This is a genomic window from Flintibacter hominis (assembly GCF_014287965.1).
GTDB classification, from domain to species: Bacteria; Bacillota; Clostridia; order Oscillospirales; family Oscillospiraceae; genus Lawsonibacter; species Lawsonibacter aceti.
Genome location: NZ_JACOPO010000003.1, coordinates 262,696 through 287,392 on the forward strand (window position 1 = coordinate 262,696; position 24,697 = coordinate 287,392).

The following is a 24,697-nucleotide window of genomic DNA, read 5'->3' on the forward strand; positions in this document are numbered from 1 at the left end:
TTCTATTGAAAATGTAATTTAGCAGACAATGGCAGGAAGAAAATTCCTGCCATTGCTTTTCAACAAAATCGGTGATATAATCACAGAAACTGATCCAAAGGAGGCGCATAGCATGAAGAAATCATGGTGGAAAGTTCCTCTATATTGCATTGTAGCAAGTTGGATATGTTTTCAACTGGAGGTCCGTTTTTTGGGAAGATGGACAATAGTAACATTGCCAGACGGGTCAATATCCACAGATAGTACACGATGGTTAATTCTTAATATTGTACTGTTTATAATTGTTGTTACGATTGGTGGATTTTTCTTTTTTCGTAAGATGACGCACAGAGAACTTTTTTACTCTGCGTCTGTCTTGGTTGTCCTCAATATTGTATTTGGCTTAATTGCTTATAAAATGCAAGGAATGTTTTCTCTGTATTTTGCCGAGTTAACAGAGTGGGATAGTTTTATTTCAAGTCTGCTATTCCAAGTTACTCAAAATGTTTGGATTTCTGCCATAATTGCCTGGATATTGCCTCCATATATTTTTGTTCTATTTGGACGAAAAGCATCTAATGAGAGTTAATAACAAGGCGGGAGCATCGTGACAGATGTTCCCGCCTTGTGCTTTAGTCCTGTTTTTCCTTGTCTTGTTCTTGTTGCGCTTTCCACTCTGCAAACTCCCGCTGTCCTTCCTCGCTCTCGAAAAAGGCTTGTATCTCTGGGAGCAGGGCCAGGGCCAGGACCAGGACTCTGTCTTAATTTTATCGTGCTACCTACTGCCCTGTCCCCAAAGGATATAATACTTACCTTTTGGAAGATCGTCATCGTTCGGATATGTAATCATTAGGAGGACCACGTCGGAGCAAAGTCCACTTTGCTCCGACATCTTTTTATGCTGGGGAAAAAGGCGTCATCTGCCCGCTCCCTTGCTCCTCCTTTCCAACTGCGACCCGCTCCGCTGGGCTCGCAGCTGGTGGCCGCCCTGCGGGCGGTATTTTTCACCGTCGGAAAATATCGATATTAACAGTCCTCTGCAAACAACGATAATCCGAACTACATTCTCTAAGTGATGAATGTGTTCGGATTTATCATTTCTGCTGAAAATGTACTTTGATTAGCAAGAATTGGGGGATTGGGAACAACATTCCAAATCCTTGCTTTTTGTTGTGCTTCTTATTATAATTTATAAAACAATACATCATTTTGTCTGCCGATTTACTCCAAGAAATTCCTCAAAAATGTTACATTTAGAGCAGTATGATATCGCTGAACGGAGGTTAATATGAAAAGAAACGTAGTTATTGTGACCATATGTTTGCTTGTATCATTCGCATTTTCCGCTTGCGTACCTGCAACCCCTAGCGACCAAACACCTGAATTTTTTAATGACATTGGAAAAACACTTAGTGAATTAAGAAATGAGTATCCCGAAGGCGAATTTATTGTAAGATTAGATGGATTCCCGGATTGTGCTGCTATATGTTTTGGGGATCCGGAGGCGGAATATGTTTCCTACTTTTTCGGAACACAGAGCGGTGATGCTGAAAAGGCTATGAACGAATATGAAGACCAGTTAAAATGCGCTGGTTTCATCACAACAGCAAATGTACTTTTTCCAGACATGGAAGATGACATGTCCTTTGAAGATTTCTTCTCCTTGATTGGTGTCGATGATTATGAGTACTTCGGAGAAGACACGATAACCGCAGAAGGCTGGTTAAGATTCATGTATAGTGGTATGGAAGTAATGGTGAACACAAACGAAGCCGTTGCTGGTGGCGGATGGGATATCACAGGAGCAGAAAGAGTAAAGAGTAATGCTCCGGTATCTGTTGTAGACCAAGAAATATCAAATACCAATCTAGACTTAGCTGAGACGGTTATGTTCGATTAAACTGTGTCATGAGAACACATCACTGCGGCTGGCGTGTATTAATTCCTTGAGGGATTAACGGAAAAAACAGGAATTTATCGTAACTCAGTAGGAGTGACAGAGGTGCAGAAAGAGAAAGTGGTGGTAGGAAAGGACTAAGGAATCAAAACGGCGTGGATAGAGCCGGCTGACAGAATTTGAATTACACGTTTGATGTGTCATCCGTGAGGAATAAAGGGCTATGCCCGCATAGAGACAACCACCAGCGAAGCTGGTGGTTGTGTTCTTATGGAGCGGTCAGCCAGGCCCCCACCAGAACAGCGGCCAGTTGTTTCTGATAATCTGGATCCAACAGTTGTGCCTCCTCTTCTGGATTCGTTAAAAATCCACACTCCACCAGGACGGCTGGACAACTAATATGATTCATAAGATAGACCGTATCCGGAATTTGTTTTACCGACCGCTCATTTTCTGGCTGGAGTGTCCCCTTGACTACCGCCTGAATATGTTCCGCCAGTTCCTTAGAGCCCTCTGTGGGCGCATAGAATACCTGTGCGCCGTGATAGCGATTATTCGGATAAGTATTCTGATGGATACTAAGCAGAGTGGCGCTTCTTTGTCCCTCAATAGCAGCCACTCTATTTTTTAGATCAGATACCTTCTTTTCACGCAGTGAAACCGCACTGTTGTCGTGGAGGGAAATGTCTTCTTCTCGAAGGACCATGGGAGATACTCCGTAAAAGGCCAAAATATCCCGCATCCTCAATACCACTGCCAGATTAATCTGACTTTCCGGCATACCAGTGAGTGAGACAGCACCCCCATCTTCTCCACCATGCCCGGCATCCAGAATCAGATTGGCCTGGCTATTTACTAAAGAGGAAGATGACGCTATTCTATCCATTCTCCCCATGCATAAGCGCAGCGACCAGTTCAGCAAAAACAATACTGTCACGATAGCCAATCCTAGCAATAACATCCGCCGCCTCATAAGACCACCTCGACCTAACATATGGAGACGGACAAGAGCAATATTCCCTATTTAAAATAAAATTTATTTTGGCCACCAAATCTTGTCTTCCTTGGTAAAGAAATAGAGAAGATAACCGGAAAGCCCAAAAGTTCCATCCTTGACTCCCTTTTTCTCCAGGGACCACGTTACCGGTCAGACCATACACTGGGATGAGGGCCCATCCGCCCCTCAAATCCAACCAAGGAGGGAATCCCTTTGAATCAAGAGATCGGTAGCTCCTGCCCCCTGCAGACTAGCTGCCCTGATAATTATGGTACTCTGCCGTCCTGTGCAGGACTGGCAGTCCCTTACGTCCCATTTCAGCAGGATAGACCCAATAAATATTCCCAAAGTGAGGCTCTGAGCAACGGTACACTCTTTCCAGGCCTCAACCTCCCCTTCCATTTGAAGGTGGAAGGTTCCACTTTGCCCACAAATCCGCTGGTAGAGCTCCAGGCTCTGGAATTCGTCGTACTAGAACTTGGGATTTATCTTGACACCCATCCTGACGATACGGAGGCATTCACCCTTTTCAAGCAGTATGCCGCCATGGAAAAGTCGGCCAAAGCCGCTTACGAAAGCAAATTCGGGCCCCTGACCAAAGCCGCGGCGGCGACTGGAGAGAGATACAACTGGCTCCAGGAGCCCTGGCCTTGGAATTTCCAGCAGAATGAGGTGAAGTAAATGTTTATTTATGAAAAGAAGCTTCAATTTCCAGTAAAAATTGCCACTCCAAATCCTAAGTTGGCCGCTTTTATTATCAGTCAATATGGTGGTCCAGACGGAGAACTAGGTGCCTCTATGCGCTATCTGTCCCAGCGTTATGCCATGCCTTATGCTGAGGCAAAAGGCGTATTGACGGACATCGGCACTGAGGAGCTGGGCCATATGGAGATGGTAGCCGCCATCGTTCACCAACTGACTCGAAACCTCACCGACGAAGATGTGCGAAATAATCCAACCTTTGCTCCTTATTTCGTAGACCACACCACAGGTGTCTATCCTACTGCCGCTTCCGGGTTCCCTTGGAGCGCCGGCTCTATCCAATCTACCGGCGATGTCATTGCCGACTTGACTGAAGACTTGGCGGCCGAGCAAAAGGCCCGCCTCACCTATGATAACATTCTCCGCCTTTCCGATGACCCAGATGTCAACAACGTCATCCGTTTTCTGCGAGAGCGGGAAATTGTCCACTTCCAGCGATTTGGCGAGTGTTTGCGCCTGTGCAAAGAGAAGATGGACGCAAGAAACGTCTACCTTACTAACCCTGCCTTTGACAAAGCACAACCCAGGACTCCTGCTAGAGGTTAAAAAACAGCCAGGCTCCCATTTATTAGGGGGCCTGGCTCTTCTCAAAGCTGATAGAAACTGTCCGTACAGATTTACAATAAGGCGAAAACCTGCTAGAATAAAATAAATCAAACTCGGCACCAGAAGGAGCAGGACGATGAAAGCAAAGACTCTCTTTTACTGTACAGAATGCGGGAACGAGATGCCAAAATGGCAGGGGAAATGTCCTGCCTGCGGCGCATGGAATACGGTGGTAGAGCAACCCACAGAAAAGCCCGTCAAAAAAGCAGGAATCAACCATCCCAGAGGTTCCGCGGCTGGCGTGGCCGTTCACCGTCCCAAACTCATGAAAGATGTGGAGATCAAAGATGAGCTGAGATTTTGTACAGGAATGGGAGAGCTGGACCGGGTTCTGGGAGGCGGCGCGGTCAAGGGATCGCTGGTTCTGATAGGCGGTGCTCCTGGCATTGGAAAGTCCACACTTATGCTGCAGATCTGCGATAATCTGTGCCGGTTTGCCACAGTTTTGTATGTATCAGGAGAGGAATCCGAACGGCAGATCAAACTCCGAGCGCAGAGGCTAAACGTGGCAGAGGAGGGGCTTCATCTGCTGGCGGAAACCGATCTGGAGAACATGATTGATTCAGTTCATCATCTCCAGCCTGATGTGCTCATTGTGGATTCTATTCAGACTTTATACCACGGGGATGTGAATGCCGCCCCTGGAAGCGTAAGCCAGGTAAAGGAGTGCACACTGGCGTTGATGCAGCTTGCAAAGGGAGAGGGAATTACCGTTTTTGTCATCGGACATGTGAACAAAGAGGGCTTTATTGCCGGGCCTAAGGTGCTGGAGCATATGGTAGACTGTGTCCTTTATTTTGAAGGTGAGAGGCATATGGCCTACCGCATCTTAAGGGCGGCCAAGAACCGCTTTGGTGCGACCAATGAGATTGGTGTTTTTGAGATGGAGGATGGTGGACTGTGTGAAGTGCCAAACCCCTCGGAAACTCTGTTAGCTGGCCGTCCCATGGATGCTCCGGGTACCTGTGTTACCTGTGTTATGGAGGGAGTACGCCCGGTGCTGGCAGAAATCCAGGCCCTAGTGGTGCCCAGCAGCCTAGGAAATCCTAGAAGAGTGAGCAATGGCTTCGAATATAACCGCACCATGTTGTTGCTGGCCGTGCTGGAAAAACGCGGCGGCCTTTTACTGGGAAATTGTGACAGCTATCTAAATGTCATTGGAGGGCTAACATTAGACGAACCAGCGGCAGATTTAGCAGTTGTGTTGGCTATGGCCTCCAGTTTTCGGGACAGACCGGTACCTCATTATCTTGCTGCTATTGGGGAAGTGGGGCTGACCGGAGAACTTCGGGCAGTCAGTGCGTTAGGCCAACGCCTGTCCGAAGTCCAGCGGCTAGGCTTTACAAAATGTCTGATTCCAAAGCGTGTCCAGGGCAAACTAATTGCTCCGGAGGGACTAGAGTTGATCCGGGTTTCCAGTATTCGGGAGGCTCTGGCGACGTTGCTGTAAAGCTTTTTTACTTAAGGGAACAAAATTAATACAGCTGGAGCTAGAAGTTAACCCGGAGGAGGCGGCTCGGTAGAGAGAACAGTATCCGTCCTTCTGATAAACACAGGAATCAGTGCACACGATCAAGCTCATTCTTTTCACCTCCAGTATCGAGAGTAAGTAGTATGTCCTAGAGTGGAAAAGATATGAGATATGGATGGATATGAAAAAATTAGTCTGGAAGCTTGACGGATATAGAGAAAGATACAAATTCAGTGACATGTTTCTAAATTTAAATATAATGAAAACTTACAAAAACCCAATGCCTAGCAGAAAAATCGGTTTTTTTCACCACTTTTGATTCGTTTTCCTAGATCCAGGAGTTCTTCATTCAGCTGCTCTGACAAAAGTTCAGCGGCATAACAGCTGTTTCCAGTTCCGGAAAAATATAAGATCATTAGGACTTCTCCCCTATCTCAATGGCCACTTTTATCACGTTATCCCGCCGATGTTCAAAGAGGTCATAGGCCGCCTCGATTTCCTCTAGCGGAAAGGTATGGGTGATTAACGGCGTGGTGTCCAGCATTCCCTCCTTGATCAGCTTTAATATCTCCGCACAGCTGCAACCATCCACACCACCAGTCTTGAAGGTCAGATTTTTCCCGTACATTTCGGGCAATGGCAGCTGCTGAGGACCGTCATACAGCGCCACTACTGCCACAGTGCCATTGGGTCTGGCACACTGCCAGGCCATACGAAAGGTTTCCGCTCCACCAGCGACCTCGAGCACTACATCCGCACCGCCATGGTCGCTGTTTCGCCGTACATAGTCCAGTGCTTTTTCCGGTGTGGTCGCCAGCACCTGAGGATAGTAACGGTGGAGAAACTGGAGGCGCTGTTCTTCCCGCTCGCATACAATCACACGTTTTGGACTTTTTAACAAAACACACTGTAAGGTACATATACCTGTCGGGCCGGCCCCGATGATAAGCACAGTGTCATCAGGGCTGATATCTGATATCTGGGCCGCCCAATAACCTGTAGCCAGAATGTCACCTACAAAAAGGGCCTGGCGGTCAGTCACGGGATCAGGGATCCTATCCAAGCTCTGGTCCGCATAGGGAACTCTCACATATTCTGCCTGCCCGCCATCGATGCGGCAGCCCAAGGCCCAGCCACCATTCGGGTCTATGCAGTTATTCACCCAGCCATGCTGGCAGAAAAAACAGTGCCCACAGAAAGTCTCTACATTTACGGTGACCCTGTCACCAGGCCTCACTGATAATACAGCAGGACCAACCTTCTCTACTATACCCACCATCTCATGGCCAACTGTAATACCTGGCACTGCTCTTGGCACAGAGCCATGCTTGATGTGGAGGTCACTGGTACAAATGCTGGCCAAGGTGACCCGCACGATCGCATCTCGGTCATCCAAGATCACTGGTCTCTCCTTCTCCAACAATTTGAATGTTCCTTGTTCCAAAAAAGTATAGGCTAACATATTCATTATCCGCTCCATTGTAGTTTCTTAATTCCAGCATAGCATTTTCCAAAACAAAATTCAAGGGAATCAAAACAAAGGCAGAGGCCCTGTCCCCAGACAAGGCCTCTGCCCTTCATTTGATATAGATTTAGATTCAAAATCCCAGGCCCTGAATATAGCCCTGGATGCGCTCAAAGCCCCTCTTAATATTTTCGTCAGAGGTGGCGTAGGTAATTCGGATGAATCCTTCCCCACTGTCACCGAATCCGGATCCAGGGACAGTAACGACCCCGGTCTTCTTCAGTAGATCCATACACAAGTCACGGGAATTCATCCCGGTGAACTCTGTCAGTTCCTTGGCATTGACAAAGGCATAGAAGGCGCCCTTTGGCTTTTTAATAGACAGACCAGGTGTCTGGTCAATCAGTGAACAGATCAGGTCACGGCGGCGAAGATAGCTCTGCCGCATATTCTCAATTTCAGACTGGCACTGACGCAGCCCACAGGCGGCCGCAATCTGGCTGGGGGCCGGCAGACAGGAAGCGCCGTTCTCGTGCAGTTTAGTCATGTTACGGATAATATCAGGCTGGGAGATCGCATAACCAAGGCGCCAGCCAGTCATGGCAAACATTTTGGAGAAGCCGCTAATGTACACAGTCTTTTCCATGATTCCATCAAAGGAGGTAATGCTGGTATAGCCCGCATCATCATAAACTAACCGGCTGTATATCTCATCGGCAATGATAAAGATATCCCGCTCGCGGAGCAGGTCAGCCAGGGCTTTGCAAGTATCCTTGTCAATCACCGCACCGGTAGGATTAGAGGGTGAGTTGAGAATGATAGCTTTTGTTTTAGGTGTGATCGCGGCCTTGATGTCATCAGGATCTGGGATAAATCCGTTTTCCTCACGTGCTGGGACACAGATCATTCTGGCGCCCACCATACCAATCTGTCCAAAATAATTAGGCCAGGCCGGTGTGATTACGATGACTTCATCACCGGGATTTACCAAGGTGAACAAAGCCATCTGGATCGCCTCAGTGGCACCGCAGGACACCATAATCTGGTTTGCGGGATCAGGCTTCAGATCATTGGCATGGTACTCCGCAATCGCTTGGCGCAGTTCCAACACGCCACTGTTCGGGGTATAGTGAGTCATACCGGACTCCCAGCATCGGCATGCCTCTTCAATGATGGGGCGCGGAGTGATAAAGTCCGGCTCGCCAACTGTAAAGCTGATAGTATCCTCCATTTTCAAGGCCTCATTGAACATCTCCCGAATGACTGATCCACCCAGATTTTGGGCCAAATTTGACAACTGCATCGTTCATTCACTCCTACAAATCAGTTTGTTGTATATGCTTAGGCACCCAGATAGGCTGCCTTCACACGCTCATCAGCTAGCAAATCCTGAGAGGCACCTTGCATGGTAATTTTCCCCGTCTCCAGCACATAAGCGTGGGAGGCCGTATTCAGAGCTAAAAAGGCGTTCTGTTCGATGAGCAAGATGCTAGTGCCAGTTTCATTAATCTGCCTGATGACGCGAAAAATATCTTCTACAACAATAGGAGCCAGCCCCATGGAAGGCTCGTCTAGCATTAACAGGCTTCCATTGGTCATCAAGGCCCGGCCTAACGCCAGCATCTGCTGCTCACCTCCAGAAAGTGTCCCAGCCTGCTGCTTTTCACGCTCCTTCAGTCGTGGAAAGATAGTAAATACCCGTTCCAGACCATCTTTTATGAAAGCTCTATCTTTTATCAGATTGGCTCCCATAGTCAGGTTTTCAGTGACGGACATCTTCGAAAATACCCGGCGGCCTTCTGGCACATGGGCAATGCCCTGTTCTACAATCTTATGGGGCTTCATCTTGGTCAATTCTGTTCCCTGAAACAGAATTGACCCGCTTTTTGCGTGCTCCAGACCAGAGATGGTGCGCAGAATGGTGGACTTTCCAGCGCCATTGGACCCAATCAACGCCACAATCTCCCCTTTTTCCATCGAGAAGGAAACGCCTTGTACCGCATTAATGGCTCCATAGGACACATGAAGATCCCGAATCTCAAGTAGCGACATTCTGATAGCCTCCTCCTAAGTATGCCTCGATAACCTTCGGATTGGCCTGCACTTCGGCGGGCACCCCTTCAGCTATGGTCTTACCAAAGTCTAAGACTTTGATGCGGTCCGCAATAGGCATTACAAAGTTCATGTGGTGCTCAATCAAAATGATAGTCACACCAAAGTCCTTGCGAATCTGTGCTACCAGGTTCGCCATATCCTCCAGTTCAGTGGTAATCATACCAGCTACTGGCTCATCCAACAACAGGATCTTGGGATCCGTCATCAGGGCACGTGCAATTTCCAGACGGCGCTGATCGCCATAGGGCAGATTTTTTGCTAGTAAATTTGCTTTGTCGGCCAGTCCCAGACGGTCTAACAGACCCATGACCTTCTCATCCAGCTCCCTTTCGCTCTTCACCATGCCCGGTGTACGCAAAAAACATTTGGCTAGATTCTGGTCGTTATGCATAGTATGGGCCATCTTTACATTGTCCGCCACACTGGCATTAGAGAACAGGCGGATGTTCTGGAAAGTTCGGGTAATCCCCTGTCGCGCAAACTGATAGGGTTTAAGCCCTACCATATCCACCCCATCTAGCTTAATGGTACCGGTGGTGGGTTTGTAAATACCGGTCAGCATATTAAATACGGTTGTCTTTCCTGCGCCGTTTGGCCCAATAATGGCAATTAATTCGCCCTTTTCAACTTCCAAATTAAAATTATCCACGGCGCAAAGCCCACCGAACATGATAGAGAGGTTTTTGACCTCAAGAAGACTCATATCACCACTTCTCCCTTCTCAGGACTTAGAGACACCCGCAGGCTCTTTATCCTTCTTTGAGCCAAACAGCGGAGTCTCGTACAGGGACGCACGAGAAATACGCATAAAGGGAACTTCCTTGCCACCACAAAGCCCCTCTGAGCGATAGAGCATCACAATGACCAGAATAGCCGCATACACCGCCAGGCGCCAGTCGGCCAAAAAGCGGAGAACCTCAGGCAGGATGGTCAACAGTGTGGCGCCCAAAATAGAACCAGTCAGAGATCCGGAACCCCCGGCATACAAGTAGACCAAGAAATCGGAGCTCTTTGTAAAGCTAAAGGAGTCCGGCTGAATGAAGGCTAGCACATGAGCATACAGGCCGCCTGCTACGCCGGCAATAAAGGCAGCGATACAGAACGATGTGATCTTGTAGCGGGTAGTATTGATGCCCATGGCATCTGCAGCAATCTCATTGTCCCGAATTGCGATAAAGGCGCGGCCGTAGGGAGAATAGATAAGGTTACGCAATAGATATAACGTCAACGCCATAAAGAATAAGATCCAGGCAAAATTGGAGTAATTTGGAATGCCAATCATGCCTCTGGCTCCGCCAATCGGCTGGATCAGACGAAGGATAGCGCGGACAATTTCACCAAAGGCCAGAGTAACAATGGCCAAATAGTCCCCCTTTAGCTTTAGGGAGGGCATCCCAATCAGCACTCCTACCAAGGCAGCCACACACCCTCCTACCAGTAGGCCTAACAAAAAGACAGGGACCTGGGCAACTACCGGAATATTCTTACCATCAAATACCATGGTGGTAATGACCGCGGCCCCATAAGCACCTAGGGACATAAAGCCAGCGTGGCCAATGCAGAACTGTCCAGTAAAGCCATTGACCAAGTTCAGACTGGCTGTCATCATAATGTTGATGCCGGCAAACATCATGACTTGAATATAATAGCCATTTAGGATACCCACAGAGCGCAGGACCGTTACAACTACATATAAAAGGACAACAATTAAGGCGGGGTAAATCGACTTAATCAATTTCTTTATATTCATAAAGATCACCCCTCCTTAAACTTTCTCTATGACCAGCTTGCCCATGATACCGGCAGGCTTGACCAAAAGGATAACAATCAAAATAATGAATCCGACAGCATAGCCGAAGGTAGAGTTCAAAGCGGTAGCAAATATTTGGGCGATTCCAAGGATAAAGCCCCCCAACATGGCCCCCCTAATATCACCGATACCACCCAGAACGGCTGCGACAAATGACATATTGCCCAGCCAGGAACCCATATACACATCAACCTGAGGATAGGCACTGGCATAGCAAATACCAGACACTGCGGCCAGAGCGCCGCCTACGAAGAATGTGATGGAAATGACGCGGTTGACATTGATACCCATCAAAGAAGCTGCATCCTTGTCCATACTGACGGCCCTCATCTGTCCACCGATCTTTGTGCCATTCACCATGAAATATAGTGCCATCATAGTAACAGCAGCCAATATGATCATGATAATCTGGGTCGAAGTGATAGACGCCCCTAAAACATTAAAGGTTTTGGGCGTAAATAGTGTGGGGAACGAGCGAGGATTCGGGCCAATAAAAGGTAAGGCCCTTGGAAAGTTCTCCAAAAACATGGAGACACCTACAGCTGTGATCAACGCAATCATTCTAGGTTTATTGCGCAGAGGTCTGTAAGCGATCGCCTCAGTCGCTACAGCGATTCCGCCAGTGCCCAGCATAGCAATCAATATGATAATCCCTACAATAAGCATTGGGAATGTTCCATCAATCTGATAGCTGGAGAAAAGTTGAGCAATAAAATAGGTGCCCAATGCACCAATCATCAAAAAGTCACCATGAGCAAAATTGATCATGCCAACAATCCCATAGACCATGGTATAGCCCAATGCAAGCAACGCATATACGCTGCCCAATTGCAAGCCGTAAACTAAGTATTGTAGGATCGTAGCCACAGGAACGCCTCCTATCATGTCTAAAAAATGGATTTACTAAGAAAGGAAATGTGCCGGCTGGTATCAAACGCAGCCGGCACATTCAGTTATGCCTAAGAAAGAATTGCTGCCCTATGTCACCGATGAAAAATCCAAAAGAAATCAGCTAGGATTGATGGAAGAAACATAATGGGAAACACCATCAGCATCATACTGCATAACCACGCCACCCTTAATGGGGTTACGATCCTCACCCATCGTCATAGGACCAGAGGGCAGTTGAAGATTCTCAATAGAAGCCAGAGCGTCACGGACACCATCGCGGGTCAGCTCTTCTGCATTCTGCAACGCATAGAGAACCATCATAGTAGCTTCATAAGCCAGTTCAGCATTGGAATTGGGTTGCTCATCGGGATGCAGGGCAGTGTACTTCTCAACAAACTCAACAGCAGCGGGATCGGTAGACTCAGCAGAAAAAGCGGAAACATAGGCTACGCCATCCACAGCAGCACCAGCCACCTGTCCGACTTCAGGAGTATCAGCAGAGTCACCACAGATAATGGGGCAAGTGATGCCAGCGGAGCGGGCCTGCTGGATCTGGAGGCCGAGCTCACTCAGCAGGTTGGGGAAAAATACACTCTCTGCATTGGCAGCGGCCAGCTTCGTCAACTGGACGTTATAGTCCTTAACATCAGAGCCGGAATACTCTTCGATAGCCAAGATCTGACCGCCCAGCGCTTCATAGCTTTCAATAAATGCGTCCTTCAGTCCAGTCGCATAGGCATCAGCGTTGTTGAACATAATGCTGGCAGTCTCATATCCGGACTCCCAGATATACTGGGCAGCCATCTGCCCTTGGAAAGGATCAATAAAGCAGGCCCGGAAAATATAGTCGCCTACCTCAGTAACCGCAGTGTTAGTCGCAAAGGTAGTAACGATGGGGCATTTGGCATTCTGAGCAATCGGACCAGCAGCCAATGCGCATTTGGACATATCAGGGCCGACTATAGCAATAACCTTTTCTTCCTCAATTAACTTCTGAAACACATTTGTTGTTTTTTCCTCGGATGCCTCATTGTCCATGTAAATGAACTCGATGTTATACTCTTTGCCCTTAATGTCGATCTTACCGCCTAGCTCGTTCTCTACAACCTCGACACCATTCGTAATGTACTTTCCAGCAATAGCAGAGACACCAGAAATGGGGCAAACAACGCCAATTTTTAATGTTTCTACCTCATCTCCGCCGCTGTTGGTAGAGCCGCTATTACTACCGTTTCCACAGCCGGCCATGGAAAACACCATCGCCAAAGCCATCGCAAATGCAAGAACCTTTTTCATTGTTTTCCTCCTGTTTGATCAAATATTATACTAAAGAGAGACTTCTCTTTAATATCGTTTTTTCATATTATGAAATATTATCTCTTATTATGGAATCAAATTCTTGTTGTTTATTTTAATATCAGTACATGCAAAATGTCAACGCTAACATTTCTATATTTATTCTTTTTGTATGATATGTCAAATTTGTAGCCAAAATTTGTTTAAGTCGTAAAGATAAAATTATTGTAATTGAAACTCAGTCATATTATAATGAAATTTAATGGCTGCATTCTTGCATTACCCTATGAGTCTGTAGGCAGTTCAATTTTTATTCAAAGTGAAGTGGCATCTAAATCAGTTGACAATCATTGGTCCGCAATATATTATTATTGTTGTTAACTTTTATTTCGCTAAACAGTATTTTAGGAGGAACCCATGCCTACCGCATTCCTTGATTCCTTTCAATTAATCGTTGCTTTTTATTTGTTTTATGTTTCAATTAAAGGTTCTGGACAGATGTACCGTTTTTTTGATATTTCAGAGGAAGATCAGATGCGAGTCCGCCTCCCTCTGCGCCTCATCTATGCTATTGCTGGCATTATCGCTCTGGTGGAATCTGCTGTTTGTATGCTGCAGAATCAAATGTTTACTCAGACCATTACCGAGAATGGTGTCATTATCATACAGAATTTCTCCATTGAAGTTCTTCCTTTTCTCACCTATGATATGATGTCTACTATTAGTTCGGCTTTGACTCTTGTTATCGTTCTTCTGCTGGCCGGAGTGGTGATTTGGTTGAGGAAACTAAGCCATCGCAATTCAAAGAAGCATTAAAAAAGCACCCAAAGTATCTACTTTGGGTGCTTTTTAATGGTATCTTTCATCCCCATTGATATGTACCTAAGATATGGATACATCTTAGCTGTACATAAGGATAGGTGCTCAAGGGACGAAAATCCGTGTCCTGACTATGCGCGGCCACAAGAATAGAGCCCGGCCCATTCTCTCTTTTTATCTCTACCACGATTGGATTATGGCTAAATTCCTGATGTCCGGAGAAACGAAGCTGGATAAAATCGCCCGGTTCCACCTGCTCCAGCAGGACCTCTCTCCCAAATGGACCGGGTGTCTTTTGCTTCCTCGTTAAAAAGTTAAAAAAATAAGGTACCCCTGTCCACGCCGGAGCCCTGTCTTTCCCGCTGTTGTAGTACCAGCCAAAGGTAGGTGTGAAGTTCATGACCCCAGCCCCGGCATAGAGGCACTGGGAAGCAAAGTTAGTACAATCCCCTCCTAATTCATCGAAATTCATATATTTAGGGTTTCTTTCATAGGCCCAGCGGTGCGCATAGGAAACTCCAGCAAAACGGTCATAAGGTATGATTTTTAGCATTCTTCCTCCCCCCTTCTCTCATCTTATGCAGAGAGATCAGAAAAGGACCCCAGACCCGCCGTAGCGGATCTGGGGCCGGAGTCGTTGCTTTTTGAAAATTATCAGGCCTTACCGTCGCAGCCCAAAACATCAATCAGCTTATGCTTAACCATAGCCTGGATAGCGGCACGGGCAGGCTTTAGATACTCACGGGGATCAAACTTATCAGGGTGTTCAGCCATGAACTTGCGGATGGTTCCAGTCATGGCCAGACGCAGGTCGGAGTCAATATTGATCTTACACACAGCGCCACGGGCGGCCTGACGGAGCTGCTCCTCAGGAATACCGACGGCATCGGGCATCTTTCCGCCGTTCTCATTAATCATCTTGACAAACTCCTGCGGCACGGAAGAGGAGCCATGAAGCACAATGGGGAAGCCGGGCAGGCGCTTCACAACTTCATCCAAGATGTCAAATCGCAGGGGTGGAGGCACCAGTTCGCCCTTCTCGTTACGGGTGCACTGAGCGGCGGTGAACTTATAAGCGCCGTGACTGGTGCCGATAGCAATGGCCAAAGAGTCACAGCCAGTCTTGGACACAAACTCTTCCACCTCTTCGGGGCGGGTATAATGGGAGGCCTCAGCAGACACATTCACTTCGTCCTCAACGCCAGCCAGAGCGCCCAGCTCCGCCTCAACCACCACGCCGTGGTCATGGGCGTACTCCACCACTTTCTTGGTGATCTCAATATTCTCGGCAAAGGGCTTGGAGCTGGCGTCGATCATAACGGAGGTAAAGCCGCCGTCAATACAGGACTTACAGGTCTCAAAGCTGTCGCCATGATCCAGATGCAGGCAGATGGGCAGGCCGGTCTCAATCACAGCAGCCTCCACCAGCTTCATCAGATAGGTGTGGTTCGCATAAGCCCGGGCCCCTTTGGAGACCTGGAGGATCAGGGGAGCATTGACTTCTTTAGCAGCTTCGGTAATGCCCTGAACGATCTCCATGTTATTGACGTTGAAAGCACCGATTGCGTAACCGCCATCATAGGCTTTCTTGAACATTTCTGTAGTAGTAACCAATGGCATAATTACCATCTCCTTTGAATTTGGTAATCCTTATTGTACCATTAACAGTTGATAATTACAAGTATCTGTGCTAGAATTTAGAAGAGAATTTCTGAGTTAAATCATTTTTCCACGTATTTTTATATTTAAGGAGGAAGCAAACATGGAGAAACTGACCGGAGCTTGTATCATTGGCCAGTCTGGCGGCCCCACCGCTGTCATCAACGCCAGCGCTCAGGGTGTCATCCAGACCGCTTTGAAGTCCGATTGCATTACCCGTGTTCTCGGTGCTGCCCATGGCATCAAAGGTGTACTGGAGGACAAGCTGTATGATATGTCCCAGGAGGATCCCGCTGAACTGGATCTTCTAAAGTATACCCCCTCTTCCGCTTTGGGCTCCTGCCGCTACAAGCTGGCTGACCCCGACAAGGATGACACTGATTACAAGCGGATCCTTGAGATTTTCCAGAAGTACAACGTCCGCTACTTCTTCTACAATGGCGGCAATGACTCTATGGATACCTGCAATAAGATCTCTAAGTATATGCAGAAGGTAGGCTATGAGTGCCGCATCATGGGCGTGCCCAAGACAATTGATAACGACCTGAACGGCACAGACCACTGCCCCGGCTTCGCCTCTGCCGCCAAGTATATCGCCACCTCCTGCGCCGAGGTCTGGCAGGACGCCCACGTCTATGATACTGGCATGGTCACTGTCATTGAGATCATGGGCCGTCACGCCGGCTGGCTGGCCGGTTCGGCCGCTCTGGCTTCCCTCACCGGCTGTGGTCCCGACCTTGTCTACCTGCCCGAAGTGGACTTCGATATGGACCGGTTCATCGCCGATGTCAAGAGCATCTATGATAAGACCGGTAAGTGCATGGTCGCTGTATCCGAGGGTATCCACTACGCCGATGGCCGGTTCGTGTCTGAGGCGGAAACCTCCGCCACCGACGGCTTCGGCCACGCTCAGTTGGGTGGCCTGGCCGTAATGCTGGCTGATGTCATCAAGAAGCACACTGGCGCCAAGGTCCGGGGAATCGAGCTCTCTCTGCTGCAGCGTTGTGCCTCCCACGCCGCCTCCAAGACCGATGTCGAAGAAGCCTGGCAGGCCGGCTCCGCTGCTGTTGAAGCCGCTGTGGCCGGCACAACCGATAAGATGGTGGCCTTCAAATGCACCCGTGAAGGCGGCTATCAGTGCCAGACCTCTCTGGAGCCATTGGACATCGTGGCTAACTTCGAGAAGAAGGTCCCCCGTGAGTGGATCAACGAGGCCGGAAACGGCGTGGAGCAGCCCTTCATCGATTATGTACTCCCCCTAATCCAAGGCGAAACTGACGCTCCCAAGGAACATTCCCTCCCCCGCTTCGCCCATCTGAAGAAAGTGCTGACCACTGATATGTAATCTAAAATATAATCAGCCCCGGAGCTGCTCTCCGGGGCTGATTTTTTATTCTTTATGACCATTTGGCAGGGACATGGGGCCTGTACGCCCCATATACACCTCTGTTTCAGTTGGCAGCTTATGACGGCGCAGGCCATAGCAGACCAGCCGCCTGATTATACTGTAGATCATAGCAAATACTGGCACTCCCAGCACCATCCCAGCAAAACCAAACAGTCCGCCAAACAGAATAATAGAAAACAGGACCCAAAAGGAGGCCAACCCGGTAGACTCACCCAAGATCTTAGGGCCCAGGATATTTCCGTCAAACTGCTGAAGCACTAAAACAAAAATGGCAAAATATATGCTCTGGATGGGATCGATGATAAAGATCAGCAGGATACAGGGAATCGCTCCAATGAATGGACCAAAAAAGGGGATCACATTGGTCACACCAATGATGGTCGCAACCAAAGCCGGATAGGGAAAGTGAAAGAGATTACAACAGGCCAGACAAATAATTCCGATAATGAGAGAATCCAACAGCTTTCCATTAATAAACCCACTCATGATGCGGTAGGCTTCTCTCGTTTCAGATACAATCAAATCAGCGTGGTCTGTACGGAAGATACTGTAAACAATCTTCTTACTCTGAGCAGCAAACGTGTCCTTCCGAACAAGGAGATAGACAGAAACGATGATGGCAATCAACAGGTCCTTAATCAGCAGTAAGGCAGCCAACAAAATAGCGGATACACCGGACACAACTCCGGTAATGTTCGGTAGGACCGTAGCTCGCAGCCAGTCCAGCGTGGAGGACACCGACTCTAAATTGGGCAGGATATCTGAGGAGAGCCACTGCTCCAGAGAGGTGGCCGCCGAGTTATAGATGGGCATGATAGCGGACTGTATCTCTGGATTGTCCTCCAGGAAGGTTAACAACCACACCTGGGCGCTCTCAATGTACTCTGGGAAAGCCATGACCAATCCGACGATGCTGTCATATACCTGGGGAATTACCATGGCCAGCAGTAGATACAGCAGGATAAAGGCAACCAGCAGACTCAAGACGATGGATATTATAGATAAAAACCGGACATCGTTCTTGTTTTTCAGCTTCTGATTTGGTGTCATGGCCAACATAAACTGGAGGATATGCCTTTGGATTGGCAGCAACAGAAAGGCCAGTATCATCCCCATAAAAATAGGGCGCAGGATATGTGATAAGGTCGTGAAAAAAGCACGGACCGAGGCGGCGTTGAAGATCAGGAAAAACAGTAAAATTGCCGCGGTCACCACACAAAAGGCCGTGACTCCCGCCGCGATAAATGGTCCGTACTTCTCTCTCTTCAAACCAGCCCACCCGCTTTCTTCTTGATCGCTGTTGTTTTCATTATATCGTATTTTCTTCTCCCCCGCTACTCTTTCTTAAAAGTTTCACAAAACTTTAATGATTGAAAATGGCCGCCCATAGGGACGGCCATTTTTCATCGTATTCAGATTGTCTCTCCCGCCAGGAATCGCTCCAGACGGTCCAGTCCCTCTTTGATGTTCTCCATAGAGGTGGCATAGGACCAGCGGACAAAATTCGGCGCCGCAAAGCCGGTCCCGGGGACAACCGCCACCTTCCCGTACTTCAGGAAGAGGTTTCCGAAGTCATCAGAGTCTTTAATCACCGTACTATGGAGTTCTTTTCCAATGAGCTTCTCAATGTTCATCATTACATAGAAAGCGCCCTCAGGCTTGATGCAGCTGACCCCCTCAATCTGATTCATCCGTTCCACCATATAGTTGCGCCGTTCCTCAAATGCCTTGCGCATCTCCTCAATGGAGTCTTGAGAAGCGGAGAGCGCGAGAGCCGAGGCTTTCTGAGAGATAGAGCAGGGGGAGCCAGTGGAATGGCTGAGGAAATTGGCGATGACCTTTGCAATCTTGGCGGGGGCAGCCACATAGCCAATTCGCCAGCCGGTCATGGCATAGGACTTGGACACGCCGTTAATCAGCAGGGTGCGCTCTTTAATATCCTCGCCTAAGGCAGCCAGGCTGACAAACTGTCCGCCGTCATAGACCAGCCCGTAGTAGATTTCGTCAGAGATAACATAAATATCCTGCTCCACACAGACCTTAGAGATGGCCTCCAGCTCCTGGCGGCTATACATCATGCCAGTGGGGTTTGATGGGTTGTTAAGGATCATACATTTGGTCTTTGGAGTGATGGCGGCGGCCAGCTTCTCTGGCGTAATCTTGAAATTCTCTGCCTCGGTAGCCTCTACCACAACCGGAACGCCGCCCACCATACGGATCAGCTCGATATAACTGACCCAGTAGGGAGCGGGCAAGATGACCTCATCCCCTGGATTGACAAGCGCGCGGAGGGCCACATAGACACAGGGCTTCGCGCCGTTAGACACAGCGATCTGGGTATATTCATAGTCTACACCGCAGTCCTCCTTCAGCCGCTGGCAGACAGCCTTGCGCAGCTCAATGGTGCCGGCTGCAGGGGTATATTTCGTTTCGTTGTTCCGAATGGCCTGGATACCAGCCTCCTTAATATAATCAGGGGTGGGGAAGTCAGGCTCTCCAGCACCAAAACCGATGACATTCTGCCCCTCCGCCTTCATCTGCTTAAACATAGCGTCGATGGCCATAGTAGTAGAGGGCTCCACTGCCAGGGCGATCTTAGACAGTTCCTTCATATCATGTGTCCTCCTTCAACCTCTCATTTTGAGGCCCAATTTTTGCAACGCATATTATATTCGATTACGATCTAAAATGCAAGAGAAAAAAATTAATTTTGCAATTTCTACTAATTGCCTCCGGGAAAGAGAAACAAAAAGAGACCTGGCGAACCAGATCTCTTTCTTCTATTTTTATAGTTTCCTTCGGATTAGCTCTCCCATCTGAACCGTGCCAATGGTCTGCTCTCCCGACTTCGCAATATCCTGGGTCCGCCAGCCCTCAGCCAGCACGGCATCTACCGCCTGTTCGATAGCATCAGCCTCATGTGGAAGATGGAAGGAATAGCGGAACATCATCCCCACAGAAAGGATCGTTGCGATTGGATTAGCCTTATCTTGACCGGCGATATCCGGGGCAGAGCCATGAATCGGCTCATATAGGCCGGGGGCAGTATCACCGATGGATGCAGAAGGCAGCAGTCCGATGGAGCCGGTGACCATAGATGCCTCGTCGGAAAGGATGTCACCAAACATATTTTCTGTGACCACCACGTCAAACTGGCTGGGGTCCTTCACCAACTGCATGGCGGCATTGTCTACCAGTACATCCTCATATTCTACATCAGAGTACTCCTCTGAAAGACGGTGCATGATAGACCGCCACAGGCGGGAGGTCTCCAACACATTGGCCTTATCTACACTGGATACCTTGTGGCGGCGCAGGCGGGCCAGCTCAAAAGCCCGGCGTCCGATACGCTCGATCTCCATCTGGGAGTAAGCCATCCGGTCAGATGCCTCCTCACCCCTGTCCTCAGTTTGATACCGCTCCCGCTTGCCAAAATAGATGCCGCCTGTCAATTCCCGCACCATCATCAGATCGATGCCCTTTTCCGCCGTCTCTTTCTTCAGGGGGCAGGCGTCCGCCAAGGCGGGGCGCAGGGCGGCGGGGCGTAGGTTGGCATACAGCCCCAGGTCTTTGCGGATGGACAGCAGGGCGGTCTCCGGCCGCTTCTCCGGGTCGGAGGCGTGGCCCCACTTGGGGCCGCCCACCGCGCCTAACAGCACAGCGTCACAGGCCTTGCACTTCTCGGCGGTGCCTTCGGGGTAGCTCTTGCCCACCGCGTCGATGGCGCAGCCACCCATCAGCACATCCTCAAAGGAGAAGCTGTGGCCAAATTTCTTGCCTACGGCTTCCATGACTTTGACGGCCTCGCCAACCACCTCTGGGCCGATGCCGTCGCCCCGGATCAGGGCGATCTTAAAGTTCATTTCGCTACCCCCCGCTCCTTCAGTGAGTTGAGCAGTCCGCCGCTCCGGATGATCCCTTCAATAAACTCCGGGAAGGGGGCGGCCTGATAAGTCTTGCCGGTGGTCTGATCGGTGATGACTCCGGTGGCAAAGTCCACGTCCACCTGGTCCCCGGCCTGGATCTCCTCCGCCGCCTGGGCGCACTCCACGATAGGCAGCCCGATGTTGATGGCGTTGCGGTAGAAGATACGGGCAAAGGAGGGAGCGATGACACATTTTACTTTGCAGGATTTGATGGCCAGAGGGGCGTGCTCCCGGCTGGAGCCGCAGCCGAAGTTGGGACCGGCTACGATAATGTCGCCGGGCTGGACAGAGGACGCGAATCCAGCGTCGATGTCCTCCATACAATGGGAGGCCAGAGCGGCGGGGCTGGGGTCGTTCAAATGCCGGGCGGGGATGATCACGTCAGTGTCCACGTTGGCGCCGTATTTATATACTTTCATAGGAGTTGTTCCTTTCTGTTCAAAGTCAAAGGAGTCGTTGTCGTTGGGAGTTAAGAATGAGAAACACATGGTGTCCTTTCGCTCCAGAAGCTCAAGGCAGGTTTTACCAAGCTGTGTGCTCCCTGGTGATCCCTAACTTCTAAATTTTAATGCAAACCTCAATAAAAGGCTTTGCTTTTTACTTGCGTGGATCGGCTACACACCCGGCGATGGCGGAGGCGGCGGCCACAGCGGGAGAGGCCAGGATGACCTCGCTGGTCACATGGCCCATGCGGCCCACGAAGTTGCGGTTGGTGGTGGAAACGGTACGCTCTCCCTCCGCCATGACGCCCATATGACCACCAAGACAGGGGCCGCAGGTTGGGGTGGATACAGCTGCCCCGGCCTGGATAAAGGTTTCAATGAGTCCCTCCTTCATGGCCTGAAGGATGATCTCCTGTGTGGCGGGGATAACAACACACCGGACATTTGCGGCCACCTTTTTCCCCTTCATGATAGCGGCGACGATGCGCAGATCCTGGATACGTCCGTTGGTGCAGGAGCCAATGACCACCTGGTCAATGGGCAGCCCAGCCACCTCGCTGACCACCTTGGTATTTTCCGGCAGATGCGGCATAGCCACAGTAGGCTCCAACTGGTCGAGGTCAATGACCACCTCGCGCTCGTATACGGCGTCGGAGTCGGCGCAAAATGCCTCACAGGGGCGGTTCACACGGCCATTAATATACTCCATGGTCCTCTCGTCTACTGGGAAAATACCGTTCTTGCCCCCTGCCTCAATGGCCATGTTGGAAATGGTGAAACGGTCGTCCATGGTCAGGGAAGATACTCCCTCGCCCGTGAACTCTAGGGACTGATACAGAGCTCCATCCACTCCGATGGTCCCGATAAGATGGAGGATGACATCCTTGCCGGACACATGGGGCTGCAGCTTGCCCTTCAATGTGACCTTGATGGCGGAGGGCACCTTGAACCACAGCAGTCCCGTGGCCATGGCGGCAGCCATGTCGGTGGAGCCGATGCCGGTGGAGAAGGCTCCCAGAGCTCCGTATGTACAGGTGTGGGAGTCGGCCCCTACGATGATCTCACCGGGGGCACACAGGCCTTTTTCTGGGAGCAGAGCATGCTCCACGCCCATCTGGCCCACATCGAAAAAGTTTGTGATCTGGTGCTTATGCGCAAATTCTCTGGCCTGCTTGCACAGCTGGGCCGACTTGATGTCCTTGCAGGGGGTGTAGTGGTCCAGGACAATGGTGATCTTATCTTTGTTAAAGACCTGGGTAAATCCGGCCTTTTCAAACTCGGTAATAGCCACAGGAGTGGTGATGTCATTCCCCAGCACCATATCCAGCTTGGCCTCAATGAGCTGCCCTACTTCCACCTGTTCCAGTCCGGCGTGTTTGGCCAGTATCTTCTGTGTCATGGTCATTCCCATAAAATTTACCTCCTTGCCGTTGTTAACGATATGGTAGCAAACAGATTTGAAAAAGAATGTAAACTATGTTACAATTAAATCAAAAATTGATTTTCCTCTTTTAGACGGGAGCCGTTGGCAGCCCAAAATGACAAATGCCATTTTCAGGAGTGAGCAGGATGGGCAAAAATAGGGCAACACTGATCTACTTGGAAGATTGTATCCTTATAAGCAAGAAGAATTATAAGGATTGGCAGGAAATCCAACTTGAGTTTTGGCGCGGCTATAAGGCGAGCCTATCTCCAATGACCAGCGAAGAAATAATCGATTTTTTCCAAGATGAGTATGGTGAAGAACCTTGCTGGCCGTTCTCTAAAAATGAGATCCTCCATTTCTTTCACTGTCAATGTGAAATGATCCGGTCAGAAACACTCAGATAAAAATATAGGCAATCAGATAGGAGCTTGATTCAATGAATCTGTACATCGCTTTTTTAAGGGGCGTCAATCTCAGCGGCAAAAATAAAATTCCCATGGCGGAACTAAAAACAGATTTTGAAAATCTGGGCTTTGGAGCGGTCAAAACATACCTAAATAGTGGAAATGTCCTCTTTTCTAGCGACCAGAACGGCAGAGAGGAATTAGCCAGTCAGATTGAGAGCATGATAAAAGTCAAATTTGGTTTTGACATACCGGTCTTTGTCATCTTAAGGCAGGATCTGGAGGATATCCTGCAAAACGCCCCCGCTTGGTGGGGCGCCGGACGAGAAGGGATATACGATAACCTGATCTTTATTATGCCGCCGGCTGTCTTTTCCCAGGTATTGGACGAGATTGGGATGCCCAGAGAAGGACTGGAACAGATTCAGAACTATAAAGAAGCTATCTTCTGGTCATTCAGCCGGAAGGACTATCAGAAAACAAATTGGTGGCCCAAGACCGCCAGCGCCGCTATTAGTAGAAAACTGACCATCCGAACGGCAAACACTGTCAGGAAACTGGTTGGAATGTGACCTCTTCTCCCCTCCCTATCAGGACGAACTCTAATCTGTCTCGATATCAGTTGATGATCAGGAGCGATACGCTATATGAATGCCTTTGATTTGGACTTTCCCGCTCACATCTGGGCGCCTTTTGCCCAGGGGCGTCCCCCAATCCGGTGCTCACCGGGCTATCTGATCTATCTTCAGGGGACCGAGGCCACCTGCTTCTACTATCTGAAGGAGGGGCAAGTGCGCAGCTTCATCCAGTCAGAGGACGGCGCGGAGCGGGCGCTCAATGTCTACGGCCCTGGCAGCCTATTTGGAGAGGCCTCCTTTTTTGACGAGCTGCCGCGAGTATCCTCTGCTGTGGCCCTCACAAGCTGTGAGATCGTGGCGATTGACCGGGAGCTGGTCACCGAGGAGATTGAAAAGGACCCAGAACTGGCCCTGGCTATGATGAAATATCTTGCCAGAACTGTGCGTCTGCTCTCTACTCAACTGGACCAGATGGCCTTCCGCCCGGCCCAATGGCGGATCGCCCGATATCTGCTGTCACTCTCCCCCACCGGCGGCCCGGTCCGCTGTACACAGGAGGACATCGCCTCCTCTGTATCTGCCAGCCGAGTGACCGTGAGCCGCGTTCTGAACCAGTTGGCTCGGCAGGGCATCATTGAACTGGGCTACAGCACCATCTTCGTATGGGATATAGAAGCCCTGAAAAAAACCTGTCAAATTTGACAGGGAGGGAAAACCATCAGTTTTCCCTCCCTGTCCTGTTCTG

Annotated in this window: 25 protein-coding genes; 10 read left to right on the forward strand and 15 right to left on the reverse strand. The window is 49.4% G+C overall.

The features are described 5' to 3' along the window. Window positions 1-112 precede the first annotated feature (112 nt). Together H8S11_RS06535 and H8S11_RS06540 are read left to right on the forward strand one after the other, a co-directional pair. On the forward strand, window positions 113-568 hold the full coding sequence (locus H8S11_RS06535; RefSeq protein WP_186852586.1) for a hypothetical protein: 456 nt from the start codon (window positions 113-115) through the stop codon (window positions 566-568). A gap of 699 nt (window positions 569-1,267) precedes the next feature. Continuing rightward, window positions 1,268-1,879: a hypothetical protein gene (locus tag H8S11_RS06540; protein WP_147571793.1), complete on the forward strand. Its 612-nt coding sequence runs from the start codon at window positions 1,268-1,270 to the stop codon at window positions 1,877-1,879. A gap of 265 nt (window positions 1,880-2,144) precedes the next feature. Here H8S11_RS06540 and H8S11_RS06545 read toward each other — a convergent pair whose 3' ends face one another. Further along, the gene (locus tag H8S11_RS06545; protein WP_186852587.1) at window positions 2,145-2,837 is read right to left on the reverse strand and encodes an N-acetylmuramoyl-L-alanine amidase; all 693 of its coding nucleotides are present in this window, start codon (window positions 2,835-2,837) and stop codon (window positions 2,145-2,147) included. A gap of 249 nt (window positions 2,838-3,086) precedes the next feature. Here H8S11_RS06545 and H8S11_RS06550 point away from each other — a divergent pair, with 249 nt between their 5' ends. The 3 genes from H8S11_RS06550 (at window position 3,087) to radA (ending at window position 5,691) form a co-directional block, all read left to right on the forward strand. Then, window positions 3,087-3,554 carry a spore coat protein CotJB gene (locus H8S11_RS06550; protein WP_240287650.1) on the forward strand — a complete coding sequence of 156 codons (468 nt, stop codon included), beginning with the start codon at window positions 3,087-3,089 and terminating at the stop codon, window positions 3,552-3,554. Continuing rightward, on the forward strand, window positions 3,555-4,181 hold the full coding sequence (locus tag H8S11_RS06555) for a manganese catalase family protein (RefSeq protein ID WP_147571795.1): 627 nt from the start codon (window positions 3,555-3,557) through the stop codon (window positions 4,179-4,181). A gap of 136 nt (window positions 4,182-4,317) precedes the next feature. Beyond that, entirely contained in the window at window positions 4,318-5,691 is a 1,374-nt protein-coding gene (radA, locus tag H8S11_RS06560; RefSeq protein WP_186852588.1) for a DNA repair protein RadA, read from the forward strand. A 436-nt stretch (window positions 5,692-6,127) separates the two neighbouring features. On the opposite strand, the gene H8S11_RS06565 is transcribed toward radA, so the two are convergent. From H8S11_RS06565 to H8S11_RS06595, 7 genes are all read right to left on the reverse strand, one after another. Then, a complete protein-coding gene (locus H8S11_RS06565) occupies window positions 6,128-7,114 on the reverse strand; it encodes an alcohol dehydrogenase (RefSeq protein ID WP_436233173.1) in 987 nt (328 codons plus the stop codon). Window positions 7,115-7,310: 196 nt separating this feature from the next. Continuing rightward, entirely contained in the window at window positions 7,311-8,480 is a 1,170-nt protein-coding gene (locus H8S11_RS06570) for a pyridoxal phosphate-dependent aminotransferase (protein WP_186852590.1), read from the reverse strand. Window positions 8,481-8,518: 38 nt separating this feature from the next. Beyond that, complete coding sequence (locus H8S11_RS06575; protein WP_186852591.1) at window positions 8,519-9,229, reverse strand: ABC transporter ATP-binding protein; 711 nt, start codon at window positions 9,227-9,229, stop codon at window positions 8,519-8,521. Then, window positions 9,216-9,995 (reverse strand): ABC transporter ATP-binding protein, encoded by a 780-nt coding sequence (locus tag H8S11_RS06580; RefSeq protein WP_186852592.1) that lies wholly within the window; start codon window positions 9,993-9,995, stop codon window positions 9,216-9,218. Before H8S11_RS06580 ends, H8S11_RS06575 begins: the two co-directional genes overlap by 14 nt. Before the next feature lie 18 nt (window positions 9,996-10,013). Beyond that, window positions 10,014-11,042, reverse strand: a complete 1,029-nt coding sequence (locus H8S11_RS06585; protein ID WP_207721925.1) for a branched-chain amino acid ABC transporter permease — start codon at window positions 11,040-11,042, stop codon at window positions 10,014-10,016. A gap of 15 nt (window positions 11,043-11,057) precedes the next feature. Further along, a complete protein-coding gene (locus H8S11_RS06590) occupies window positions 11,058-11,969 on the reverse strand; it encodes a branched-chain amino acid ABC transporter permease (protein ID WP_262670249.1) in 912 nt (303 codons plus the stop codon). 141 nt (window positions 11,970-12,110) lie between these two features. Then, a complete protein-coding gene (locus tag H8S11_RS06595) occupies window positions 12,111-13,289 on the reverse strand; it encodes an ABC transporter substrate-binding protein (protein WP_186852594.1) in 1,179 nt (392 codons plus the stop codon). Between the two features lie 417 nt (window positions 13,290-13,706). On the opposite strand from H8S11_RS06595, the gene H8S11_RS06600 reads away from it, so the two are divergent. Then, a complete protein-coding gene (locus tag H8S11_RS06600) occupies window positions 13,707-14,105 on the forward strand; it encodes a hypothetical protein (protein WP_186852595.1) in 399 nt (132 codons plus the stop codon). Between the two features lie 46 nt (window positions 14,106-14,151). On the opposite strand, the gene H8S11_RS06605 is transcribed toward H8S11_RS06600, so the two are convergent. Together H8S11_RS06605 and fba are read right to left on the reverse strand one after the other, a co-directional pair. Beyond that, the gene (locus H8S11_RS06605) at window positions 14,152-14,661 is read right to left on the reverse strand and encodes an amidase domain-containing protein (protein ID WP_186852596.1); all 510 of its coding nucleotides are present in this window, start codon (window positions 14,659-14,661) and stop codon (window positions 14,152-14,154) included. 101 nt (window positions 14,662-14,762) lie between these two features. Further along, on the reverse strand, window positions 14,763-15,728 hold the full coding sequence (gene fba, locus H8S11_RS06610) for a class II fructose-1,6-bisphosphate aldolase (protein ID WP_147571804.1): 966 nt from the start codon (window positions 15,726-15,728) through the stop codon (window positions 14,763-14,765). A 142-nt stretch (window positions 15,729-15,870) separates the two neighbouring features. Between fba and H8S11_RS06615 the strand changes: the two genes are divergently transcribed. After that, entirely contained in the window at window positions 15,871-17,112 is a 1,242-nt protein-coding gene (locus H8S11_RS06615) for a 6-phosphofructokinase (RefSeq protein ID WP_186852597.1), read from the forward strand. Between the two features lie 45 nt (window positions 17,113-17,157). Here H8S11_RS06615 and H8S11_RS06620 read toward each other — a convergent pair whose 3' ends face one another. After that, the gene (locus H8S11_RS06620; protein ID WP_366460872.1) at window positions 17,158-18,309 is read right to left on the reverse strand and encodes an AI-2E family transporter; all 1,152 of its coding nucleotides are present in this window, start codon (window positions 18,307-18,309) and stop codon (window positions 17,158-17,160) included. Between H8S11_RS06620 and H8S11_RS13925 the strand changes: the two genes are divergently transcribed. Continuing rightward, complete coding sequence (locus H8S11_RS13925; RefSeq protein ID WP_243200977.1) at window positions 18,224-18,469, forward strand: hypothetical protein; 246 nt, start codon at window positions 18,224-18,226, stop codon at window positions 18,467-18,469. The genes H8S11_RS06620 and H8S11_RS13925 overlap by 86 nt on opposite strands. 118 nt (window positions 18,470-18,587) lie before the next feature. Here the strand turns inward: H8S11_RS13925 and H8S11_RS06625 are convergent, their stop codons facing one another. From H8S11_RS06625 to leuC, 4 genes are all read right to left on the reverse strand, one after another. Beyond that, window positions 18,588-19,787, reverse strand: coding sequence for a pyridoxal phosphate-dependent aminotransferase (locus H8S11_RS06625; RefSeq protein WP_186852599.1), 1,200 nt, complete (start codon window positions 19,785-19,787; stop codon window positions 18,588-18,590). A 174-nt stretch (window positions 19,788-19,961) separates the two neighbouring features. Beyond that, entirely contained in the window at window positions 19,962-21,038 is a 1,077-nt protein-coding gene (leuB, locus tag H8S11_RS06630) for a 3-isopropylmalate dehydrogenase (RefSeq protein WP_147571808.1), read from the reverse strand. Continuing rightward, window positions 21,035-21,520, reverse strand: coding sequence for a 3-isopropylmalate dehydratase small subunit (locus H8S11_RS06635; protein ID WP_147571809.1), 486 nt, complete (start codon window positions 21,518-21,520; stop codon window positions 21,035-21,037). The genes leuB and H8S11_RS06635 overlap by 4 nt, the downstream gene beginning before the upstream one ends. Window positions 21,521-21,698: 178 nt before the next feature. Beyond that, on the reverse strand, window positions 21,699-22,955 hold the full coding sequence (gene leuC, locus H8S11_RS06640; protein WP_186852600.1) for a 3-isopropylmalate dehydratase large subunit: 1,257 nt from the start codon (window positions 22,953-22,955) through the stop codon (window positions 21,699-21,701). A gap of 451 nt (window positions 22,956-23,406) precedes the next feature. Here leuC and H8S11_RS06645 point away from each other — a divergent pair, with 451 nt between their 5' ends. Continuing rightward, window positions 23,407-23,946 carry a DUF1697 domain-containing protein gene (locus H8S11_RS06645; RefSeq protein ID WP_186852601.1) on the forward strand — a complete coding sequence of 180 codons (540 nt, stop codon included), beginning with the start codon at window positions 23,407-23,409 and terminating at the stop codon, window positions 23,944-23,946. A 75-nt stretch (window positions 23,947-24,021) separates the two neighbouring features. Next, the gene (locus H8S11_RS06650; protein ID WP_147571812.1) at window positions 24,022-24,654 is read left to right on the forward strand and encodes a Crp/Fnr family transcriptional regulator; all 633 of its coding nucleotides are present in this window, start codon (window positions 24,022-24,024) and stop codon (window positions 24,652-24,654) included. Window positions 24,655-24,697: the final 43 nt, after the last annotated feature.